The 18,782-nt window shown below is 44.4% G+C and carries 19 protein-coding genes; 13 read left to right on the plus strand and 6 right to left on the minus strand.

Annotation, left to right across the window (positions count from 1 at the left end):
* The first annotated feature begins 91 nt into the window (after positions 1–91).
* Complete coding sequence (locus EDC63_RS00815; RefSeq protein ID WP_124947834.1) at positions 92–1,012, plus strand: pentapeptide repeat-containing protein; 921 nt, start codon at positions 92–94, stop codon at positions 1,010–1,012.
* Between the two features lie 6 nt (positions 1,013–1,018).
* Positions 1,019–1,804, plus strand: coding sequence for a TrmH family RNA methyltransferase (locus EDC63_RS00820; RefSeq protein ID WP_124947833.1), 786 nt, complete (start codon positions 1,019–1,021; stop codon positions 1,802–1,804).
* 5 nt (positions 1,805–1,809) lie between these two features.
* Here the strand turns inward: EDC63_RS00820 and ppsR are convergent, their stop codons facing one another.
* On the minus strand, positions 1,810–2,640 hold the full coding sequence (ppsR, locus tag EDC63_RS00825; protein ID WP_124947832.1) for a posphoenolpyruvate synthetase regulatory kinase/phosphorylase PpsR: 831 nt from the start codon (positions 2,638–2,640) through the stop codon (positions 1,810–1,812).
* A 76-nt stretch (positions 2,641–2,716) separates the two neighbouring features.
* Here ppsR and ppsA point away from each other — a divergent pair, with 76 nt between their 5' ends.
* Complete coding sequence (gene ppsA / locus EDC63_RS00830) at positions 2,717–5,092, plus strand: phosphoenolpyruvate synthase (RefSeq protein ID WP_223248447.1); 2,376 nt, start codon at positions 2,717–2,719, stop codon at positions 5,090–5,092.
* Between the two features lie 49 nt (positions 5,093–5,141).
* On the opposite strand, the gene feoB is transcribed toward ppsA, so the two are convergent.
* The gene (gene feoB / locus EDC63_RS00835; RefSeq protein ID WP_124947830.1) at positions 5,142–6,929 is read right to left on the minus strand and encodes a ferrous iron transport protein B; all 1,788 of its coding nucleotides are present in this window, start codon (positions 6,927–6,929) and stop codon (positions 5,142–5,144) included.
* 12 nt (positions 6,930–6,941) lie between these two features.
* Positions 6,942–7,178 carry a FeoA family protein gene (locus EDC63_RS00840; protein WP_124947829.1) on the minus strand — a complete coding sequence of 79 codons (237 nt, stop codon included), beginning with the start codon at positions 7,176–7,178 and terminating at the stop codon, positions 6,942–6,944.
* A gap of 278 nt (positions 7,179–7,456) precedes the next feature.
* Here EDC63_RS00840 and EDC63_RS00845 point away from each other — a divergent pair, with 278 nt between their 5' ends.
* Genes EDC63_RS00845 through ftsB form a run of 4 tightly spaced genes read left to right on the plus strand, consistent with a single transcriptional unit; the run spans position 7,457 to position 11,654 of the window.
* Positions 7,457–9,115 carry a CTP synthase gene (locus EDC63_RS00845; protein WP_124947828.1) on the plus strand — a complete coding sequence of 553 codons (1,659 nt, stop codon included), beginning with the start codon at positions 7,457–7,459 and terminating at the stop codon, positions 9,113–9,115.
* Positions 9,112–9,957 carry a 3-deoxy-8-phosphooctulonate synthase gene (gene kdsA, locus EDC63_RS00850; protein ID WP_124947827.1) on the plus strand — a complete coding sequence of 282 codons (846 nt, stop codon included), beginning with the start codon at positions 9,112–9,114 and terminating at the stop codon, positions 9,955–9,957. The genes EDC63_RS00845 and kdsA overlap by 4 nt, the downstream gene beginning before the upstream one ends.
* Before the next feature lie 46 nt (positions 9,958–10,003).
* Positions 10,004–11,287, plus strand: coding sequence for a phosphopyruvate hydratase (gene eno / locus EDC63_RS00855; protein ID WP_124947826.1), 1,284 nt, complete (start codon positions 10,004–10,006; stop codon positions 11,285–11,287).
* A 1-nt stretch (position 11,288) separates the two neighbouring features.
* Positions 11,289–11,654, plus strand: coding sequence for a cell division protein FtsB (gene ftsB, locus EDC63_RS00860; RefSeq protein ID WP_124947825.1), 366 nt, complete (start codon positions 11,289–11,291; stop codon positions 11,652–11,654).
* On the opposite strand, the gene EDC63_RS00865 is transcribed toward ftsB, so the two are convergent.
* Both EDC63_RS00865 and ygfZ read right to left on the minus strand, forming a co-directional pair.
* Positions 11,644–11,922 carry a DUF4936 family protein gene (locus EDC63_RS00865; RefSeq protein WP_124947824.1) on the minus strand — a complete coding sequence of 93 codons (279 nt, stop codon included), beginning with the start codon at positions 11,920–11,922 and terminating at the stop codon, positions 11,644–11,646. The genes ftsB and EDC63_RS00865 overlap by 11 nt on opposite strands.
* 5 nt (positions 11,923–11,927) lie before the next feature.
* A complete protein-coding gene (gene ygfZ / locus EDC63_RS00870; protein WP_124947823.1) occupies positions 11,928–12,959 on the minus strand; it encodes a CAF17-like 4Fe-4S cluster assembly/insertion protein YgfZ in 1,032 nt (343 codons plus the stop codon).
* A 155-nt stretch (positions 12,960–13,114) separates the two neighbouring features.
* On the opposite strand from ygfZ, the gene sdhC reads away from it, so the two are divergent.
* The 6 genes from sdhC to EDC63_RS00900 are packed head-to-tail and all read left to right on the plus strand — an operon-like array spanning position 13,115 to position 16,975.
* Positions 13,115–13,492: a succinate dehydrogenase, cytochrome b556 subunit gene (gene sdhC / locus EDC63_RS00875; RefSeq protein ID WP_124947822.1), complete on the plus strand. Its 378-nt coding sequence runs from the start codon at positions 13,115–13,117 to the stop codon at positions 13,490–13,492.
* A complete protein-coding gene (gene sdhD, locus EDC63_RS00880) occupies positions 13,489–13,833 on the plus strand; it encodes a succinate dehydrogenase, hydrophobic membrane anchor protein (RefSeq protein WP_223248446.1) in 345 nt (114 codons plus the stop codon). Before sdhC ends, sdhD begins: the two co-directional genes overlap by 4 nt.
* A 4-nt stretch (positions 13,834–13,837) precedes the next feature.
* Entirely contained in the window at positions 13,838–15,601 is a 1,764-nt protein-coding gene (sdhA, locus tag EDC63_RS00885; protein ID WP_132920860.1) for a succinate dehydrogenase flavoprotein subunit, read from the plus strand.
* Between the two features lie 8 nt (positions 15,602–15,609).
* Complete coding sequence (locus tag EDC63_RS00890) at positions 15,610–16,305, plus strand: succinate dehydrogenase iron-sulfur subunit (RefSeq protein WP_124947820.1); 696 nt, start codon at positions 15,610–15,612, stop codon at positions 16,303–16,305.
* The gene (locus EDC63_RS00895) at positions 16,302–16,538 is read left to right on the plus strand and encodes an FAD assembly factor SdhE (protein WP_124947819.1); all 237 of its coding nucleotides are present in this window, start codon (positions 16,302–16,304) and stop codon (positions 16,536–16,538) included. Before EDC63_RS00890 ends, EDC63_RS00895 begins: the two co-directional genes overlap by 4 nt.
* A complete protein-coding gene (locus EDC63_RS00900) occupies positions 16,532–16,975 on the plus strand; it encodes a protein YgfX (RefSeq protein ID WP_124947818.1) in 444 nt (147 codons plus the stop codon). The genes EDC63_RS00895 and EDC63_RS00900 overlap by 7 nt, the downstream gene beginning before the upstream one ends.
* Here the strand turns inward: EDC63_RS00900 and nadB are convergent.
* Positions 16,972–18,549, minus strand: a complete 1,578-nt coding sequence (gene nadB, locus EDC63_RS00905; RefSeq protein ID WP_223272265.1) for an L-aspartate oxidase — start codon at positions 18,547–18,549, stop codon at positions 16,972–16,974. The genes EDC63_RS00900 and nadB overlap by 4 nt on opposite strands.
* Positions 18,550–18,782 lie beyond the last annotated feature (233 nt).

The raw sequence follows: 18,782 nt of genomic DNA on the forward strand, positions 1-18,782 counted from the left end.
ATGCTTTGAATAATGCTTTCCATAAGTTTTAACCTGATTTGAGATAAATATCGTCATGTTTGCATCAGAAATTAATAGATAGGTTAACCTTTTGAGTATCCAGAAATTTTGGTTTATCAAACAAGGTGAGGCGATTAACGGGCCTTTCCCTGCGGGTGTCATTACTCAATATTTATTGTTGGGAAGAGTCACACCTACGTATATGGTGAGTCTGGATAAAATTACATGGTCACCTATTAGTGATTTTGACGAATTTCTGCCAGAAACATTGCCCGAGCAGTCTCCTGGAAATATTGTATTTCAGAAACCGCCTCATTGGCAGATTGAGCGGATAAGTGCTTCTCGCCGTTGGATTGACGAGCGAACACGGGATCGGCGTTTAGAGGAGCTTCCAACATCCGAGGCCCCAAAAAGACGCAAGCGGATTGATCGCAGAATGATTGAAAGTAATGAGATACGGGCACTGCGTAAACATTTCCTGTATCAATCCTTCAATCGCCCATTAAAATTATCCGATTTGCCACTTTTATCAATCTCACTCGGATTGATCGTATTTGCAATGTTGTTGTACTTCTATCCGGTTAATCCGGTAAAAGTAGATCTCGGACCTATTCAGGCTGATTGTCATCAAGCTGCGAAACCTCAGGTTAACTGGAAAGGGTGTGATATGCGAGGAATCTGGTTGCGAGGTGTGAATTTGTCCAGCTCCAATTTAAACCATACTAACTTGAATAGCGTAGAGCTTAGTAATAGTAATTTATCTTACGTTAATTTAGCCAATGCAGATATTTCATATGGACGTTTGAACAATGCAGTACTGCTGGGGGCGAATTTAAAACAGGCTAATTTAAGCTATGCAGAGCTTCGTGGTGCAGATTTAAGCCAGGCGGATTTGAGGGGAGCAAAACTTGATGGTGTAGCCATTGTGGGTGCAAAACTAGATAATGCTGTCTGGCCAGATGGCTCGATATGTGCACCGGGTTCTATTGGGCACTGTATACCAAAAAATTAACGTGATATGAAATTAATTACTTCTCGCGAAAACCCTTTATTTAAATCGCTTAAAAAACTTGAATCGTCTGCAAAAGACAGGAAAGTTGAAGCAAAAACGTTGCTCGATGGTGAACACCTTATTGAAGCGTATCTTTCCAGTGGCGGCATTCCAGAGCTGTTTATTCTAAACGAAGCTGCCGCTAATGGAAGGGCATCAGTTGATTTATTGAAACGGTTGGAACCTGAACGTCTGATTGTCATGCCAGATGCGTTGTTAAGAGAACTTTCGCCGGTTAAAACGCCAACGGGCATGATTGCACTTATCGCTATTCCAGGTGCTAATGCTGAAACGTCTCAAGCAGATTTTTGCGTGATGCTTGAAGATATTCAGGATCCCGGCAATCTCGGCACAATCCTGCGTTCGGCCGCTGGTGCAGGTGCACAACAGGTATATCTTTCCAGCAAATGCGCTGATGCCTGGTCACCCAAGGTTTTACGCGCGGGGATGGGGGCGCACTTTTGTCTGGTAATCAAGGAAAATGCTGAACTGATAAAAATCGCGGATAAATTAATCGGTTCTATTATTGCTACCAGTCTGAATGCAAATAAAAGCCTTTTTGATTTGGATTTAACCGGTCCGGTCACTTTCTTAGTGGGTAATGAAGGTGCGGGTTTATCCGCTCAGTTGGAAGATGTCGCAACAGAAAAAGTGTCTATTCCCATGCCCGGAAAAATAGAGTCATTAAATGCTGCTTCTGCTGCTTCAATTTGCTTTTTTGAACGAGTCAGGCAAATTTCTACACGCTCTTAATGTGCCTACGATGCTGGATGAGCTTGGTGTAAATGTGCTGCGTGTAGAATCGTTATGGAAATTTCCTCTACGGATTTGGTAGAGGTATCAAGGTAGGGAATAGCTTCAGAATGGAAAATGCTTTCTGCTTTGCGTATTTCAGCACGGCAGTTATCCAGAGAAGCATACTGGCTGTCCGGTTTTCTTTCGCTGCGTATTTTGTGTAGCCTGTCAGGTGTTATGGAAAGACCGTACAATTTTTTCCGGAAGGGCTGTAATAATTTGGGTAAATGCCCATCGCTAAAGTCATCAGGGGTTAACGGGTAGTTTGCTGCACGAATCCCGTATTGCATCGCCAGATACAAACACGTAGGGGTTTTACCTGAACGTGAGACGCCAATCAGAATTATATCCGCCAATTCAAAGTTAGCTGTTGTAATACCATCATCATGATTTAAAGTGAAGTTGATTGCGTCAATCCGGTCGTTATAGGCATCATGATCACTGATGCCATGGGATAAGCCCAAAACATGAGAAGATTCTTCACCCAGCTCTTTTTCAAGTGGCCGTATAAACATTTCAAACAAATCCAGTACCAGCCCATTACATGCTGTAATGACATTTCGAGTATTGGGGTTAATTAAGGTGCTAAAAACCAGTGGTCTGACACCTTGGTCTGAAAACGCCTGGTTGATTTCTATGCAAGCAGTTCGCGCCTTTTCAACAGTATCGATAAAGGGTAAAGTGGTTTTATTAAATGCCGCCCCTTGAAACTGGCTAAGAAGCGTGCGGCCCAGCAGTTCAGCAGTAATGCCGGTACGGTCAGAAACATAAAAGACATTTCTTTTGATTGTCATTCAAAGTACCTATAGTGATATCAATATGAGTATGCTGGATGGCAAAACATGTTGCAAATTAGTTATGGAGTGTTCTGTGGAAAAAGATTATATAGCTTGGTTTGAAACATTATCGATGAATGATGTTGGCACTGTTGGGGGTAAAAATGCCTCCCTGGGCGAAATGATTAATCAGCTTTCGCATGCTCAAGTTCGTGTTCCCGGTGGTTTCGCAACTACTGCCAAAGCGTTTCGTGACTTTCTCACACATAATGGATTGACACAGCGAATTAATGCATCGCTTGAAACATTAGATATCAGCGATATAAAAAAGTTGGCAGAAACGGGGGCAAAAATTCGCCAGTGGATTGTAGAGGCGCCATTGCAACCAGATCTGGAAGCTTCAATAAAGGAAGCTTTTAATAAAATGCAGGCTGAGAGTAAAGGTGGGTTATCAGTTGCGGTACGTTCTTCAGCCACTGCAGAAGATTTGCCCGATGCCTCATTTGCTGGCCAGCAGGAAACCTACCTCAATATAAACGGTATAGAAAACGTGCTGTTAGCGGTCAGAAAGGTATTCGCCTCTTTGTATAACGATAGAGCGATTTCGTACCGCGTGCATAAAGGCTTTATTCATTCTGAAGTGGCGCTTTCTGCGGGCGTTCAGCGCATGGTGCGCAGTGATATTGGCGCCAGTGGCGTAATGTTTACTTTAGACACCGAATCCGGGTTTCAGGATGTTGTTTTGATCACTGCTTCTTTCGGTTTGGGTGAAATGGTTGTTCAGGGTGCGGTAAATCCGGATGAATTTTACGTGCATAAGCCTATGCTGGAAGCGGGTAAACAGGCAGTCATTCAACGTACGCTTGGTTCAAAAGCCATCAAAATGATTTACTCTAATGACGCTTCAATTGAAGACCCTGTGAAGGTGGTCGATGTCTCCGAAGCAGAACGGAACCATTTCTGTCTGACAGATATAGATTTACTGGATCTAGCCCAACAGGCCGTTATTATTGAAAAACATTACGGTCGCCCTATGGATATTGAATGGGCAAAAGATGGTATAGATGGAGGGCTTTATATTGTGCAAGCCCGCCCCGAAACAGTTACTACACAAGCCAACACCAAAACATTAACACGATATCACCTCAAACAGCGTTCCACAGTGCTGATTGAGGGGCGAAGTATTGGGCAGAAAATTGGAAGCGGTAATGTGCGTATTGTGATGGGTACTGGCGAGATGGAGCGTGTGCAACCAGGTGATGTACTGGTAACGGATATGACAGATCCCGATTGGGAACCAGTCATGAAGCGGGCATCCGCTATTGTTACTAATCGAGGTGGGCGAACCTGTCATGCAGCCATTATTGCAAGAGAGCTTGGTATACCTGCAGTTGTTGGCTGCGGAAATGCTACGTCAGAGCTAAAAGATGGCGCTGAAGTGACTGTATCTTGTGCTGAAGGAGATACAGGGTACGTTTACGAAGGCATTCTGGAAAGTGAGATTATTAATTTATCTCTAGATTCTATGCCTAAGTCGCCAGTTAAAATCATGATGAATGTAGGTAATCCTGAACGCGCTTTTGATTTTCAAGCACTGCCAAATGAAGGCATCGGGTTGGCCCGCCTGGAGTTTATCATTGCGAGAACAATTGGTATTCACCCCAAAGCGTTACTTCAATATCCGGATCTTTCAGAAGAATTACGTGAAACAGTGGAAAAACGAAGTGCTGGTTACACTAATCCAGTTAGTTTTTACGTTGATAAAATAGCCGAAGGGGTGGCCACTTTAGCTGCTGCTTTTTGGCCCAAGCCGGTCATTGTGAGGTTGTCAGATTTTAAGTCCAACGAGTATTCCAATCTCATTGGCGGTAATCTCTATGAACCCAAGGAAGAAAATCCCATGTTGGGGTTTCGAGGTGCTTCTCGCTACATATCAGATGATTTCCGCGGATGTTTTGAACTGGAATGCCGTGCTATGCTTCAGGTAAGGGAGGAAATGGGACTAACCAATTTACAGATTATGGTGCCATTTGTACGTACTATCGACGAAATTAAACAAGTGATTGGATTACTCGAAGAATATGGATTGAAGCGTGGTGAGAACGGCCTGAAAGTGATTATGATGTGCGAAATACCTTCTAATGTGATTTTGGCAGATGAATTTTTAAAGCATGTTGATGGATTTTCGATAGGTTCTAACGACCTTACACAGCTAACATTGGGAATAGACAGGGATTCCGGGCTGGTTGCAGGGGGCTTTGATGAGCGCAATCCGGCAGTAAAAGCACTATTGCACCAGGCCATTCAAGCTTGTACCAAGGCAGGTAAATATATTGGTATTTGCGGTCAAGGGCCTTCTGATCACCCGGATTTAGCGCAATGGCTTGTCGAGGAAGGGATCGAAAGTATTTCTCTCAACCCTGATACGGTAGTGGAAACCTGGATGCTGCTTGCAGGTAAAAAAGTCTGAATAGGGTTTTGTTAGCCAATTTTTTTACCAAATTGGTTAACTTTTCAGGTTAATAACCTAACGCTCTGGCACCCTGATAAAAAGCAAAGCTCAATATCCATGCTAAGCATAAAGGCCACACCACAGAAAACACGGTGAATCCCAAGCTTTTTGATTCGCTACGTATGGTGGCGATGGTTGAAAGGCAAGGTGTGTAAATCAGGGTAAACAACATGAAACTATAAGCTTGAACCCAATCCAGTTGATGTGCCATCTGCCCCATCAGTGCTGTGCCATCCAATCCGTAGATTACTGCCAGTGAACCAATGACGATTTCCTTGGCAACAAAACCGAAAATCAGCGCGATGGCAAGTTGCTGATTAATGCCCAGCGGATCCAGAATAGGTGACATCCAGTGCCCAATCATACCGGCCCAGGTTTGTGCGCTGGCAGGTGCCACATCAGAAGGAAAATGGGTGAGTAACCAAACCAGTACGACACCGGCAATAATAAATTTACTGGCGCGATTCAGAAAATGACGAACCTCATGCCATCCGCGTAGCACCATCTGGCGTATAGTAGGGAAGCGATAGGGCGGCAATTCTAGAATAAAAGGTTCGGTATTCTTAAATCGCCCTTTGAAAATCAGTGCAGTAAGTAATGCTGTGCCAAAGCTGAATAAATAGAGACTGAATAATACCAAAGGTGCTGCTTTTGGCGCAAATAGCGCTGTGGTGATAAAAATAAATACCTGCAAACGAGCAGAGCATAACGAAAATGGAATCACCAGCATGGACAGCAAGCGTAGAGGGCGAGAGCGCATCACACGGGTACCCATCAATGCAGGCACATTGCAGCCAAATCCCATTAATATCATAACAAAGCTGCGGCCATCCAGCCCCAGTTTTGACATCAAGGCATCCATCAGGAAAGCAGCTCGGGATAAATAGCCGGTATCTTCCACAATAGCCATAAACAGGAAGAACAAAATAATAATAGGCACAAAGGCAGCTACAGTACTTACACCATTGTAAATACCATCAAGCAGCAGGCCATTAATCGGGCCGGGTAAACCACTAAAAAGCGGATCTAATGCATATTCCCTGAAACTGCCTAAAATCCAGGCAACACCTTCCTGGAATGGCGTGCCTAAAAAGAAGATTCCCTGGAAGAGCAAAAACATCACCAGGAAGAAGATAGGTAAACCCAGCCAAGGATGTAACAAAGCATTATCGAGGCGCGCAGTCAGATTGTCTGACATTTGCACAGGAACCTGGACGGCACTTTTGAGCACGGATTCCATTGTGGATTCAATTTTAGCGTCCTGCGAAAGCATTTCGCGGATTTTGTCCAGTTTGACTGGTTTGCTGCTGCTGACAATTTTGGTAATGGCTTGATAGGCTTCTTTATAACCTAAGCCATATTTTGCGCTAAGCAATGCTACAGGCATCTCCAGCATTTCAGACAGTTTTTTAGTGTCAACGGTAATGCCAAATTTTTTGGCTTCGTCAGACATGTTTAACAACAGAATTGAGGGGAGATTTAACTGCTTTATTTGCAATACAAGGGAAAGTTGCCGCTCTATTTGAGACGTGTTCAGAATGATCAATACCTGATCGACGACATTATTTTCCAGGAAGTGCCTGACAACCTGCTCATCATCTGAAAATCCATGCAAGTCGTAAATACCTGGTAGATCTACCAGTTCAACCATTTCTCCACCAAGCAGCACTTTTGCGCCTAGCAGATCAACAGTGATTCCGGGCCAGTTGCCAACTCTGGCAGATGCACCCGTGATACGGTTAAAGAAAGTGGATTTGCCTGTATTAGGCATACCCAAAAGGGCAATTCTTTTCATAGGGGATATTTATTAAGGCAGAGGCTGAATATCAATTTTATTGGCTTCAACTCTCCGTAGCATGACATCGGTAGTGCCTATGCGCACGTGCAAGGGACCAGAGAATCGGGCACCGCGAATGATGTCGATTTTCTTTCCGATACGGAAACCTAGTGCTGAAAGACGATGGTAAAGATCTTCTTCAGTATTCAAAGCGGCAATGATGCCGGTTTCACCAGGTTTAAGCGCAGACAATTTTTGGGTGGTCATTCAGCAGCACCTTCATGTTCATAGTAATGAGAATTATTCTTATTATGGCAATATTTATTTCTGTTTGCAAGCTTATTGTAGACATAAAGGTATTAAATAAACTACGGAATATTCCTTCATGGTTACATTGGGTACTCCTATAGGGTTACTTGTTTTAGTGAGTTGATGTAAAAATGAACCAGCTAAGGCTAAAATTCCCAACAAGACTTCTGCTTTCATCCTTCACTGAATCATCAAATTAAGCTAGAATATGCAATTCTTATGATCGCGATAAGTTCATGACCAAATATGTATTCGTAACTGGTGGTGTTGTTTCTTCTCTGGGGAAAGGCATCGCATCTGCTTCACTCGCCGCTATCCTTGAATCTCGTGGCATTAAAGTCACTATGCTCAAACTTGATCCCTATATTAATGTGGATCCAGGAACGATGAGCCCTTTTCAGCATGGTGAAGTGTTTGTCACTGAGGATGGTGCGGAAACTGATCTGGATTTAGGTCATTATGAGCGTTTTATTAGCGCCAAAATGAGCAAGCGCAATAATTTCACGACGGGTCAGATTTATGAAAGTGTGATTAAAAAAGAGCGCCGTGGTGATTATCTGGGCGGGACGGTTCAAGTTATTCCACATATCACTGATGAAATCAAAAATTTTATCAAGGCTGGCGCTGGTGATGCTGAAGTCGCGCTGGTGGAAATTGGTGGTACGGTTGGTGACATTGAATCATTGCCGTTTCTTGAAGCGATTCGCCAGATGGGTGTGCAGCTCGGTCGTCACAACACCTGTTATATACACCTTACATTGGTGCCATATCTGGCGTTTGCTGGTGAAATTAAAACCAAGCCAACACAACATTCTGTAAAAGAGCTTCGTGAAATTGGTATTCAGCCAGATGTGTTGCTGTGCCGAGCAGACCGTCCGCTACCGGATGACGAGCGCCGTAAAATCGCATTATTTACCAATGTCGAACCAGAAGCAGTGATTTCTGCCTATGACGTAGATAACATATACAAAATTCCCGGTGTTTTGCACATGCAGCATCTGGATGACATTGTGTGCAAGAAGCTGGAATTGAATCCGCCACCAGCAAATTTAAGCACCTGGGAAGCTTTGATTTATTCCTTGGAACATCCTGAGCAGCAAGTCAACATCGCATTGGTCGGGAAATATGTGGATTTAACTGAATCTTATAAATCTCTTTCAGAAGCGTTGATTCATGCCGGTATTCACACTCGCAGTAAAATCAATATTAATTACATTGATTCGGAAAATATCGAAAAAGAGGGTACAGATTGTCTCAATGGAATGGATGCCATTCTGGTACCCGGTGGTTTTGGTAAGCGTGGTGTAGAAGGAAAAATTCAGGCGATCCAGTTTGCTCGTGAGAACAAAATTCCCTATCTTGGTATTTGCTTAGGGATGCAATTAGCCGTGATTGAGTATGCGCGACATAAGGCGGGCATGTTGAAAGCGCATAGTACTGAGTTTGACCCCGAAACACCTTACCCAGTAGTGGCGCTTATCAGTGAGTGGCAAGATAAGGATGGTAAGCTTGAAACAAGAGATGCAAAGTCTGATCTTGGTGGTACGATGCGTTTAGGTGGGCAGAAAGCCATGCTGAAATCAGGATCTTTGGCCAGCAAGGTTTATGGTGCTGATCATGTTGTTGAGCGTCATCGCCATCGATACGAAGTTAACAATGCACTGCTACCACAACTGGAAGCGGCTGGCTTGATCGTTAGTGGTAGGTCTGCTTCTGAAGATTTGTGTGAAATGATCGAGCTAGCCGATCACCCATGGTTTATCGCGTGTCAATTTCATCCGGAATTTACTTCTACCCCTCGTGATGGACATCCCTTATTCAAGGCTTTTGTTGAAGCTGCTCTTAAAGGGATCAAATCAGACTCGCAGGTAAATAAATCAGGGGATGCGGTATGAAACTTTGTGGATTTGAAGTCGGACTGGATCATCCGTTTTTCCTGATTGCGGGACCGTGTGTTATTGAATCTCAGCAACTGGCTTTGGATACGGCCGGTGAACTCAAAGAAATATGTTTGAGCCTGGGTATTCCCTTTATTTTCAAATCTTCGTACGATAAGGCCAACAGAAGTTCTGGTAAGTCGTTTCGTGGTTTGGGAATGGACGGAGGTTTGAAGATTCTGGATGAGGTGAAACGGCAGATCGGTGTGCCGGTTCTGACCGATGTACATTCTGAAAGCGAAATTGAGCAGGTAGCTTCAGTGGTCGATGTTTTGCAGACGCCCGCTTTTCTTTGCCGACAAACCGATTTTATTCATGCCGTTGCCAGTGCTGGCAAACCAGTGAATATCAAAAAGGGACAGTTTCTTGCGCCCTGGGACATGAAAAATGTTGTAGATAAAGCCCTTGAAGCCAGTAGCCAGAATAATATTATGGTCTGCGAACGTGGTGCATCTTTTGGCTATAATAATCTGGTGTCAGATATGCGCTCCCTGGCTGTAATGCGTGAAACTGGTTGTCCGGTCGTGTTTGATGCTACGCATTCAGTTCAATTGCCTGGTGGGCAAGGCACCAAGAGCGGTGGTCAGCGTGAGTTTGTCCCCGTTCTGGCAAGAGCTGCCATTGCCAGTGGGGTTTCTGGTGTTTTTATGGAAACCCACCCTAATCCGGAAGTCGCGTTATCCGATGGCCCGAATGCCTGGCCGTTGAATAATATGCGCAGTCTTTTGCAAACACTGAAAATGCTTGATGAACTGGTTAAGCAACAAGGTTTTGCAGAATCCGAATTTATTAATAAATAATTCATATCATTATGTTGTTGTGTAAGATTTAAAGGAAAAATAAGAAATGAGTGCAATTGTTGATGTAATCGCCCGTGAAATTCTCGATTCCCGTGGAAACCCTACTGTTGAAGCAGATGTATTGCTTGAATCAGGTGTAATTGGCCGCGCGGCTGTCCCGTCTGGTGCTTCTACCGGTAGTAAAGAGGCCATGGAACTGCGTGATGGAGATAAAGACCGTTATAACGGTAAAGGTGTATTGCAAGCTGTTGAATATGTGAATACTGAAATTTGCGAAGCGATTATTGGCCTGGATGCAGAAGAGCAGAGCTTTATTGATCGTACTTTGTTGGACCTGGATGGTACCGAGAACAAGTCCCGTTTGGGAGCCAATGCAATACTCGCGGTATCCATGGCAGTTGCAAAAGCGGCAGCTGAAGAATCCAGTTTACCTTTATACCGCTATCTGGGGGGTGCAGGCCCTATGCAGCTTCCAGTGCCCATGATGAACATCATCAATGGCGGAGCCCATGCCAATAACAATATTGACATGCAGGAATTCATGATCATTCCAGTCGGTGCGGCAAGCTTCCGTGAAGCCCTGCGTTGTGGTGCTGAAGTGTTCCATGCATTGAAAAAAATACTTGAAAAACGTGATATGACCACTACGGTAGGTGATGAAGGTGGTTTTGCTCCTAACTTGCCTTCTAATGAATCCGCTTTGCAACTGGTTGTTGAAGCTATCGAAGCAGCAGGCTATTTGCCTGGTTCTGATGTGGCGATCGGTATTGATTGTGCCAGCACAGAATTTTATAAAGATGGTAAATACCATTTGGAATCAGAAAACCTTGCGTTGACCTCCGCGCAATTTTCAGATTATCTGGCTGCCTGGGCAGATAAATATCCTATCATCAGTATTGAAGATGGCATGGCTGAAGATGATTGGGATGGCTGGAAAATCCTGACCGACAAATTGGGCAAGTCAATCCAGTTAGTTGGCGATGATCTGTTTGTAACCAATTCAAAAATTCTGCGTGAAGGTATCAAATTAGGCGTTGCCAATTCCATTCTGATCAAAGTGAACCAGATTGGTACATTAACCGAAACTTTTGAAGCGATTGAGATGGCTAAGCGTTCAGGCTATACATCGGTAATTTCCCATCGCTCTGGTGAAACGGAAGATACAACTATTGCTGATTTGGCTGTGGCAACCAATGCTATGCAAATCAAGACGGGTTCATTAAGTCGTTCTGATCGTATGGCAAAATACAATCAGTTGTTGCGCATTGAAGAAGAACTCGGTGATTCCGCCAGCTATGCTGGCCGTGGGGCGTTTTACCAAATAAGCTGATATGCGGTTATTGACGCTCATACTTGTTGCCTTGATTGCCTTGCTTCAATATTCTTTGTGGTTAGGTAAAGGCAGTTGGCTTCGGGTATGGGAAGTCGATCAGCAATTAAAGGCTCAAAAAGCGACGAATCAGAAGTTGCAGGCGCGCAATTCTTCCATGGATGCGGAAGTGCGCGACCTTAAACAGGGATATGATGCCATTGAAGAACGTGCGCGTTCTGAATTAGGTATGGTCAAGCAGGACGAGGTTTTTTTTCAGGTTCTGGATTCATCAAAGCAAACCGGGCTTTCTGACAAAACGCCTTCTGAAAAACCGCTACCCCAACCACAGTTAGCTGTTCCAGCCCAACCCAAAACTAGTCGCTAAAGCACTCCATTTTTCTGCTGGTCCCAGGCACAAGAAAGATTTCTATTTCAAACTTGTCCACTTCACGCATTAAGGCTTTCTCAAAGTGGTCCGGGTTTTCTACATTTTCGTATATTTCCATCCAAAGCAGTGGATCATCACGTTTTTTCAGTGTGCGACCCATAACGCCAGTCTGGCATTTAAGCCTTGCCTGCATACTGGATACCAAAGTTTCAAGTGTTGGCGTGTTGTCTGGGTCTACACGATAATAAACGTAATAATGCAACATTAACTTTAAGGAAGGGCGTAAGGTAGCTGTTGAAGCTCAAGTGCCGGGCCATCAAGGGTCTTCCAGTGAATGGTTTCACTTGCAGCGCTACTGATTTGAATGACGGCAAGAAGGTCATATCCACCTTTTGGTGAAGGAAATACGTTAACAACCATTCCGGATGCTTGTCCTTCCATCTCAGGACTAAACAGGTCGTCACCCGCAGCAGGTGCTCCTGTATTGAGATGAGCTAAATACATGCGGCGCTTTAATTTTCCTAAATATTGTGTTCTCGCAACAATTTCTTGCCCTGGGTAGCAGCCTTTCTGAAAATTAACCCCGCCTATGACTTCATAGTTGACCATTTGTGGCACAAATTGCTCTTGCGTTGCAGTGGTAATGCGAGGGATTCCAGCCTGAATTTCATACCACTCCCAAGCAGCACTCCCAACAGGAGTGCATATTTTACTTAATGCATCCCATAAATTGGCTGCATTTTCCGGGATAGTAATAATTTCAAAACGATTACCCGGCAGGTTAATAATAGTGTCATCTCCGATGCGTATCACTTCCTGGGGAGTTTCAGGTACGTTCCCATAATGATTTTGCAATATCTCCTTGGCGTTGCTGCCTGCAATGCCCAATCGAATAGACAAACCGCTGATATCAGTTACTTTTACTTTGGAACGCATAACGAACATACTGAGTCGTTTTTGTATGCTTTCCTGAAGTTCAACAGGCAATTGCATGATGTAGCCATGCTCATCATTCTGCCAGATCAGGAAATTAGCTAACATGCGGCCTTTTGGCGTACAGTAACTGCTATATTGGCTTTTACCTGAATTGACTTGACGAATATCATTGGTTAACTGTCCCTGGAGAAATATTTGCGAGTCTTCTCCAGAAAAACTGATCAGTCCGAAGTCTGATAAGTCAATCAGTACGGCTCCCGATTGCAGGGATGCCATTTCTTTTATAGGATTGCCAAAGTTAACAACACAGTTAGCTTCTATTGAGGCACCGCAGTTCAATAAATGTTGTTGCCAAATTGAGTTCATAATTAATTAATTGAGTTAGATGGGTTGCACGAATACATGACCGGGATGAACGCGATATAATGTCTTAGCATGCTAAGCTAACAGACGTTTTAATTCACTGCAAGCTTGCGAATTTACTAACGTATTTCTCTTTGCCTAATTTTATAATAATTTGCATGATAAAACAGCGACCAAAAAACCTGAATCTTTTAAAAATCAGATTGCCTGTTACTGGATTGGTCTCTATTTTACATCGGCTTAGTGGCGTCTTATTGTTTCTTTTAGTGCCTGGTATTTTATGGGCCTTTGAACTTTCTCTTGCATCTGAATACCAATTTCAGGCACTTTTCAGCGTTTCTGATTACACCCCTATATTAAAACTGATTTTATTATTTTTACTATGGGGATTTTTTCACCATCTTTTTGCTGGTGTGCGTCATCTGTTTTTGGATATTCACTGGGGAATTTCTTTGACCCATTCTCGTTTAACTGCGAAATTTATCATGATATTTAGTTTGTTTATAACATTTCTACTAGGGTTTTTTCTGTGGTGAGCCGTGTAGTCAGTGGTGCGCGATATGGGTTGAGAGATTGGCTTATGCAACGTATAGCTGCTGTTATTTTATTGATATACAGTCTATTCGTTTTGGGTTTCATTATTCTGAATATGCCCATAAGTTTCACCAGCTGGCATGCGTTTTTTACACATGTCTGGATGCGGTTTTTCACGTTACTTTCTTTTATAGCGTTGTATTTGCACGCTTGGGTGGGCATTCGCAATGTTTTGATGGATTATGTTCATTCGACTGCAATCCGTTTGATCCTGCATGGAAGCGTTATTGTCGCGCTTGTTATTTATTTTATCTGGACGGTACAAATTTTATGGGGAAAATAATTCCATGAATATCCCCAAGAGAACATTTGACGCATTGGTGATTGGTGCAGGCGGGGGAGGGTTGCGCGCCGCTTTGCAGTTGTCCGATGCTGATTATCAGGTAGCTGTAGTGTCCAAGGTTTTTCCTACACGATCTCATACGGTTGCTGCTCAGGGTGGCATCAATGCCGCGTTGGGAAATGTCACGCCAGATAACTGGCACTGGCATATGTATGACACCATAAAAGGCTCGGATTACCTGGGTGATCAGGATGCGATTGAATACATGTGCCGGGCAGCGGCTCAGTTGGTATATGAACTGGAACATTATGGCGTGCCATTTTCCCGCCTGGATAACGGCAAAATCTATCAACGCCCTTTTGGTGGTCAATCCATTGAATTCGGCAAGTCACAGGCAACGCGAACTTGTGCCGCAGCGGACCGAACTGGCCATGCAATGCTGCATGCCCTATACCAACAAAACATGCGCGCCAGAACCCATTTTTTTGATGAATTCTATGCAATCGACCTGATAAAAGATAAAGACGGTTATGTGTTAGGTGTGCTAGCAATTGAGATAGAGACCGGTGAACCCTTATTGATTGAAGCCCGTACTACTTTACTGGCAACCGGTGGCGCAGCCAGAATTTTCCGCACTTCAACCAACGCTTTAATTAATACAGGCGATGGTTTGGGAATGGCGTTGCGTGCTGGTGTCCCTTTGCAGGATATGGAGTTCTTTCAGTTCCATCCCACCGGGATTGCAGAAGTGGGTAGCCTGATGTCCGAAGCTGCACGAGGAGAGGGCGGCTATCTGTTGAACAGCGAAGGCGAGCGTTTTATGGAGCGCTATGCCCCCAATGCCAAAGATCTTGCCAGCAGGGATGTGGTGAGCAGGGCTATTGCCACTGAAATCAGAGAGGGGCGTGGTTGTGGTAAGAATAAAGACCACATCTTATTGAAAATGGACCATCTTGGTGCAGAACTGATTATGCAGCGTTTGCCAGGTATACGCGATCTGGCTATGCGCTTTGCCCATGTTGATCCTATTGAAAACCTTGTGCCTGTTTTCCCTACTGCCCATTACATGATGGGAGGAATTCCGACGAACCGCTTTGCTCAAGTAGTTACACCTGCACAGTTTGGCCCTGAAGAACCCGTTCCTGGGCTTTATGCCGTAGGCGAGTGCGCATGCGTTTCTGTACATGGTGCAAACCGGCTTGGTGGCAATTCGTTGCTGGATATTCTGGTCTTTGGTCGTGCTGCAGGTAATCATATGCTGGAATACCTGCAAGAAAATCCCTATCCAAGAGAAATGCCTGTTGATGCCATGGAACCGGCTTTGCAACGGTTACTGCGTTGGGAAAAAACCGGTGATGGAGAGAGTGTTCATACCATCCGTGAAGCAATGCAAAAGGTAATGGAAGATTACTGTGGTGTTTTTCGCACTAGTGAAGTGTTAAAAGAAGGTATTACCAAAATAAAAGCCTTACATGAAAGACTTCAGCATGCTGTGTTGCATGATCAAAGTAAAGTTTTCAATACGGCTCGTATCGAAGCTCTGGAACTGGAAAATATGATGGAAATCGCGTTGGCGACGATTATTTCTGCAGAAGCACGCCAGGAGAGCAGGGGGGCGCATTCGCGAATTGATTTCCCTGAACGCGATGATGATAAATGGTTGAAGCATTCTTTGTATTTCAAAGAGGGTCGACGCATGGACTATAAACCGGTGCGACTGAAGCCATTAACGGTGGAAACATTTATTCCAAAACCTCGGGTTTATTAGGAGATCGCATGCGTTTCTCAATTTACCGCTACAACCCGGAATCTGATCAAGAGCCCTACATGCAGGACTATGATCTGGACATCGACCCAGAGGGGAAGATGTTGCTGGATGCCATTCTGCTGATTAAAACCATAGATGAAACATTGAGCATGCGCGCTTCTTGCAAAGAGGGAGTCTGCGGTTCAGATGCGCTCAATATTAATGGTCGAAATGGTCTGGCCTGCATTACGCCACTCGGAAGCTTGCAGGAGCCTGTTGTGTTGCGTCCGCTGCCAGGCGTCCCAATCATTCGTGATTTAGTAGTAGATCTCAGTCAGTTTTATAAACAGTATCGAGCAATCAAGCCCTATCTGATCAACCAGGATCCTCAGCCGGAAATTGAGCGTCTACAAAGCCCGGAAGATAGAAAAGAGCTGGATGGTCTTTACGAGTGTATTTTGTGCGCATGTTGCACGACTTCATGTCCTTCATTCTGGTGGAATCCAGATAAGTTTCTGGGGCCGGCTGCGCTACTCCAGTCTTACCGTTTTATTGCCGATACTCGCGATCATGCAGCAAATGAACGTCTGGATTACTTGGAAGATCCATATCGACTGTTTCGTTGCCATACTATTATGAATTGTGTTGATGTATGTCCCAAAGGACTGAACCCTACCTTGGCAATTGGTAAAATTAAATCACTGCTGGTCAAACGCAGCGTATGACGATTGAACTAAACCGGTTGCGTTGGCGTTGTCGACGTGGCTTGCTGGAGCTCGATATTGTGCTTGAGCGGTTTATTGAGCATCATTATTCCAGCCTCTCGGAATTGGAAAAAGCTTCCTTTATTGAATTGCTAACTGAAGCTGATAATGACTTATGGGAGTTGATTTCTGGCGTAAATGCTGTTAGTGCAAGTTACAACGGGCGCGTATTGTCTTTGCTGCGACAATGCTGAACATCAATTTAAAACAGTCCAGAATACTTGCCCTGATGCTGCTGTTTATGCATAGCTTTTGTATTTTACTGGTTTGGCTTATGCCCTTACCGTTTTGGGTTAAGCTGACAGGTAGTTTGATATTGATAGTTAGCGCAGCTTTTTATCTCCAGCGGGATGCTCTACTTACGTTTCCTCAATCAATTGTCGCGTTACAAGTGGATTCTGATTGCCGCAGCGAAATTCAAAGCAAGCAAGGTGATCGGATTACGGCAGAATTAATGGGGACAAGTTTTGTAGCTCCCTATCTGACTGTTCTCAATTTCAAAACAGCTGAAAAAAGGTTCGCACAGCATGTTGTAATTTTTCCAGATGCTATCAATAGGGAAGATTTTCGTCAGTTGCGGGTACTGCTCAGGTGGAAATGCAATCAATTTCCACCTGAAAAAGGCTCTTAAATCTGAGGCTGCAACACCGTATTTTCTGCGTGTGGCAACATAGCTGGATAATCCCGGCTAAAATGCAGACCACGGCTTTCATGGCGTGCCATAGCGCAACGAACAATCAGGTCGGCTGTTAATACCAGGTTACGTAACTCGATTAAATCGTTACTTACGCGAAAGTTTTGGTAATATTCATCAATCTCTTCAGTCAGTAATTTAATACGGTGCTGAGCGCGTTGCAGCCGCTTGTTAGTTCGCACAATACCAACATAATCCCACATGAAACGGCGCAACTCGCCCCAGTTGTGCGCAATAACAATTTCTTCGTCTGCGTCTGTTACACGGCTTTCATCCCACTCTGGCAGGAATTGTTCAGAAACTTTATCCTGATTTAAAATATCCTGAGCGGCAGCCTTTGCGAAAACAATACATTCCAGCAAGGAATTACTCGCCAATCGGTTGGCGCCGTGAAGACCTGTTTGTGCCACTTCGCCTACAGCGTAAAGATTGGTAATATCCGTTCGGGCCTGTAAGTCCGTCATTATGCCGCCACAACTGTAGTGAGCCGCCGGAACCACTGGAATGGGTTCGCGGGTAATATCAATTCCCAGCTCCAGGCAGCGCGCATAAATATTGGGGAAATGGCTGATCAGAAAATCAGCGGGTTTATGGGATATATCCAGATAAACACAATCCAGACCACGTTTTTTCATTTCAAAGTCTATGGCACGCGCAACAACATCCCGGGGGGCCAATTCAGCACGTTCATCATGGTCTGGCATAAAACGGTTACCATCCGGTAACTTTAACAATCCACCTTCACCGCGAACGGCTTCAGTAATCAGAAAGGATTTGGCGTGAGGATGGTATAAGCAAGTAGGATGAAATTGAACGAATTCCATATTGGCGACACGGCACCCCGCACGCCAGCCCATGGCAACGCCATCGCCAGCTGCTACATCAGGGTTCGTGGTGTAGAGATAGACTTTACCCGCACCACCAGTAGCCAAAATTGTGTTTTGAGCTGAAAATGTTTTGACGGTACCTGTGCTTGTATCCAGTACATAAACACCATAACAGCGATTGTCGTCTAACCCTAGTTTTTTGCCGGTGATGAGATCGATCGCAATATGTTGTTCAAATACGGTGATATTTGAGTGAGCTAATATTTTTTCGGAAAGGGTTTCCTGAATGGCTCGGCCAGTTGCGTCAGCTGCGTGAATAATGCGGCGTTGACTGTGCCCTCCTTCACGAGTCAGGTGGTAACCGGTCGGGTTGGTTTCATCTTTGGTAAAGGGAACTTCCTGGCTGATTAGCCAGTTTACGGCTTCTTTGCCATGCTCCGCAACATAGCGCGTGACGTTTTCATCGCATAATCCTGCACCTGAAATAATTGTATCGTGAATGTGTTCATCAATAGAGTCTCCGTTCCCAAGAACAGCTGCAATGCCGCCCTGCGCCCAGCTACTGGCTCCATCCAGCAAGTTTTTTTTGGTAATCAGAGCAACACGCTGGTGATCAGCCAGATGCAACGCCAATGTAAAACCTGCCAGTCCGCTACCAATGATGATGACGTCAAAACGAAACACAAAATACTCCCATAAGTCATGTGGCATCAATCATATCAGACACAAGGATGCTCGGGCATGTACTGGTTAAATTATTTATCCTCCTTGAAATGCATTTTTATAAATTTCATTTCAAAGAAGTGAACTATCAATTATTACCGCTGTCTTTAGCTTAGTAAGAAGGATGCGTTCCCTGATCAGCGCCTTGCAGCTATACTATTCGTAAGTTGCATATATATGTAGCTTGGGTGCTT

The sequence above is a fragment of the Sulfurirhabdus autotrophica genome (assembly GCF_004346685.1).
GTDB lineage: Bacteria > Pseudomonadota > Gammaproteobacteria > Burkholderiales > SMCO01 > Sulfurirhabdus > Sulfurirhabdus autotrophica.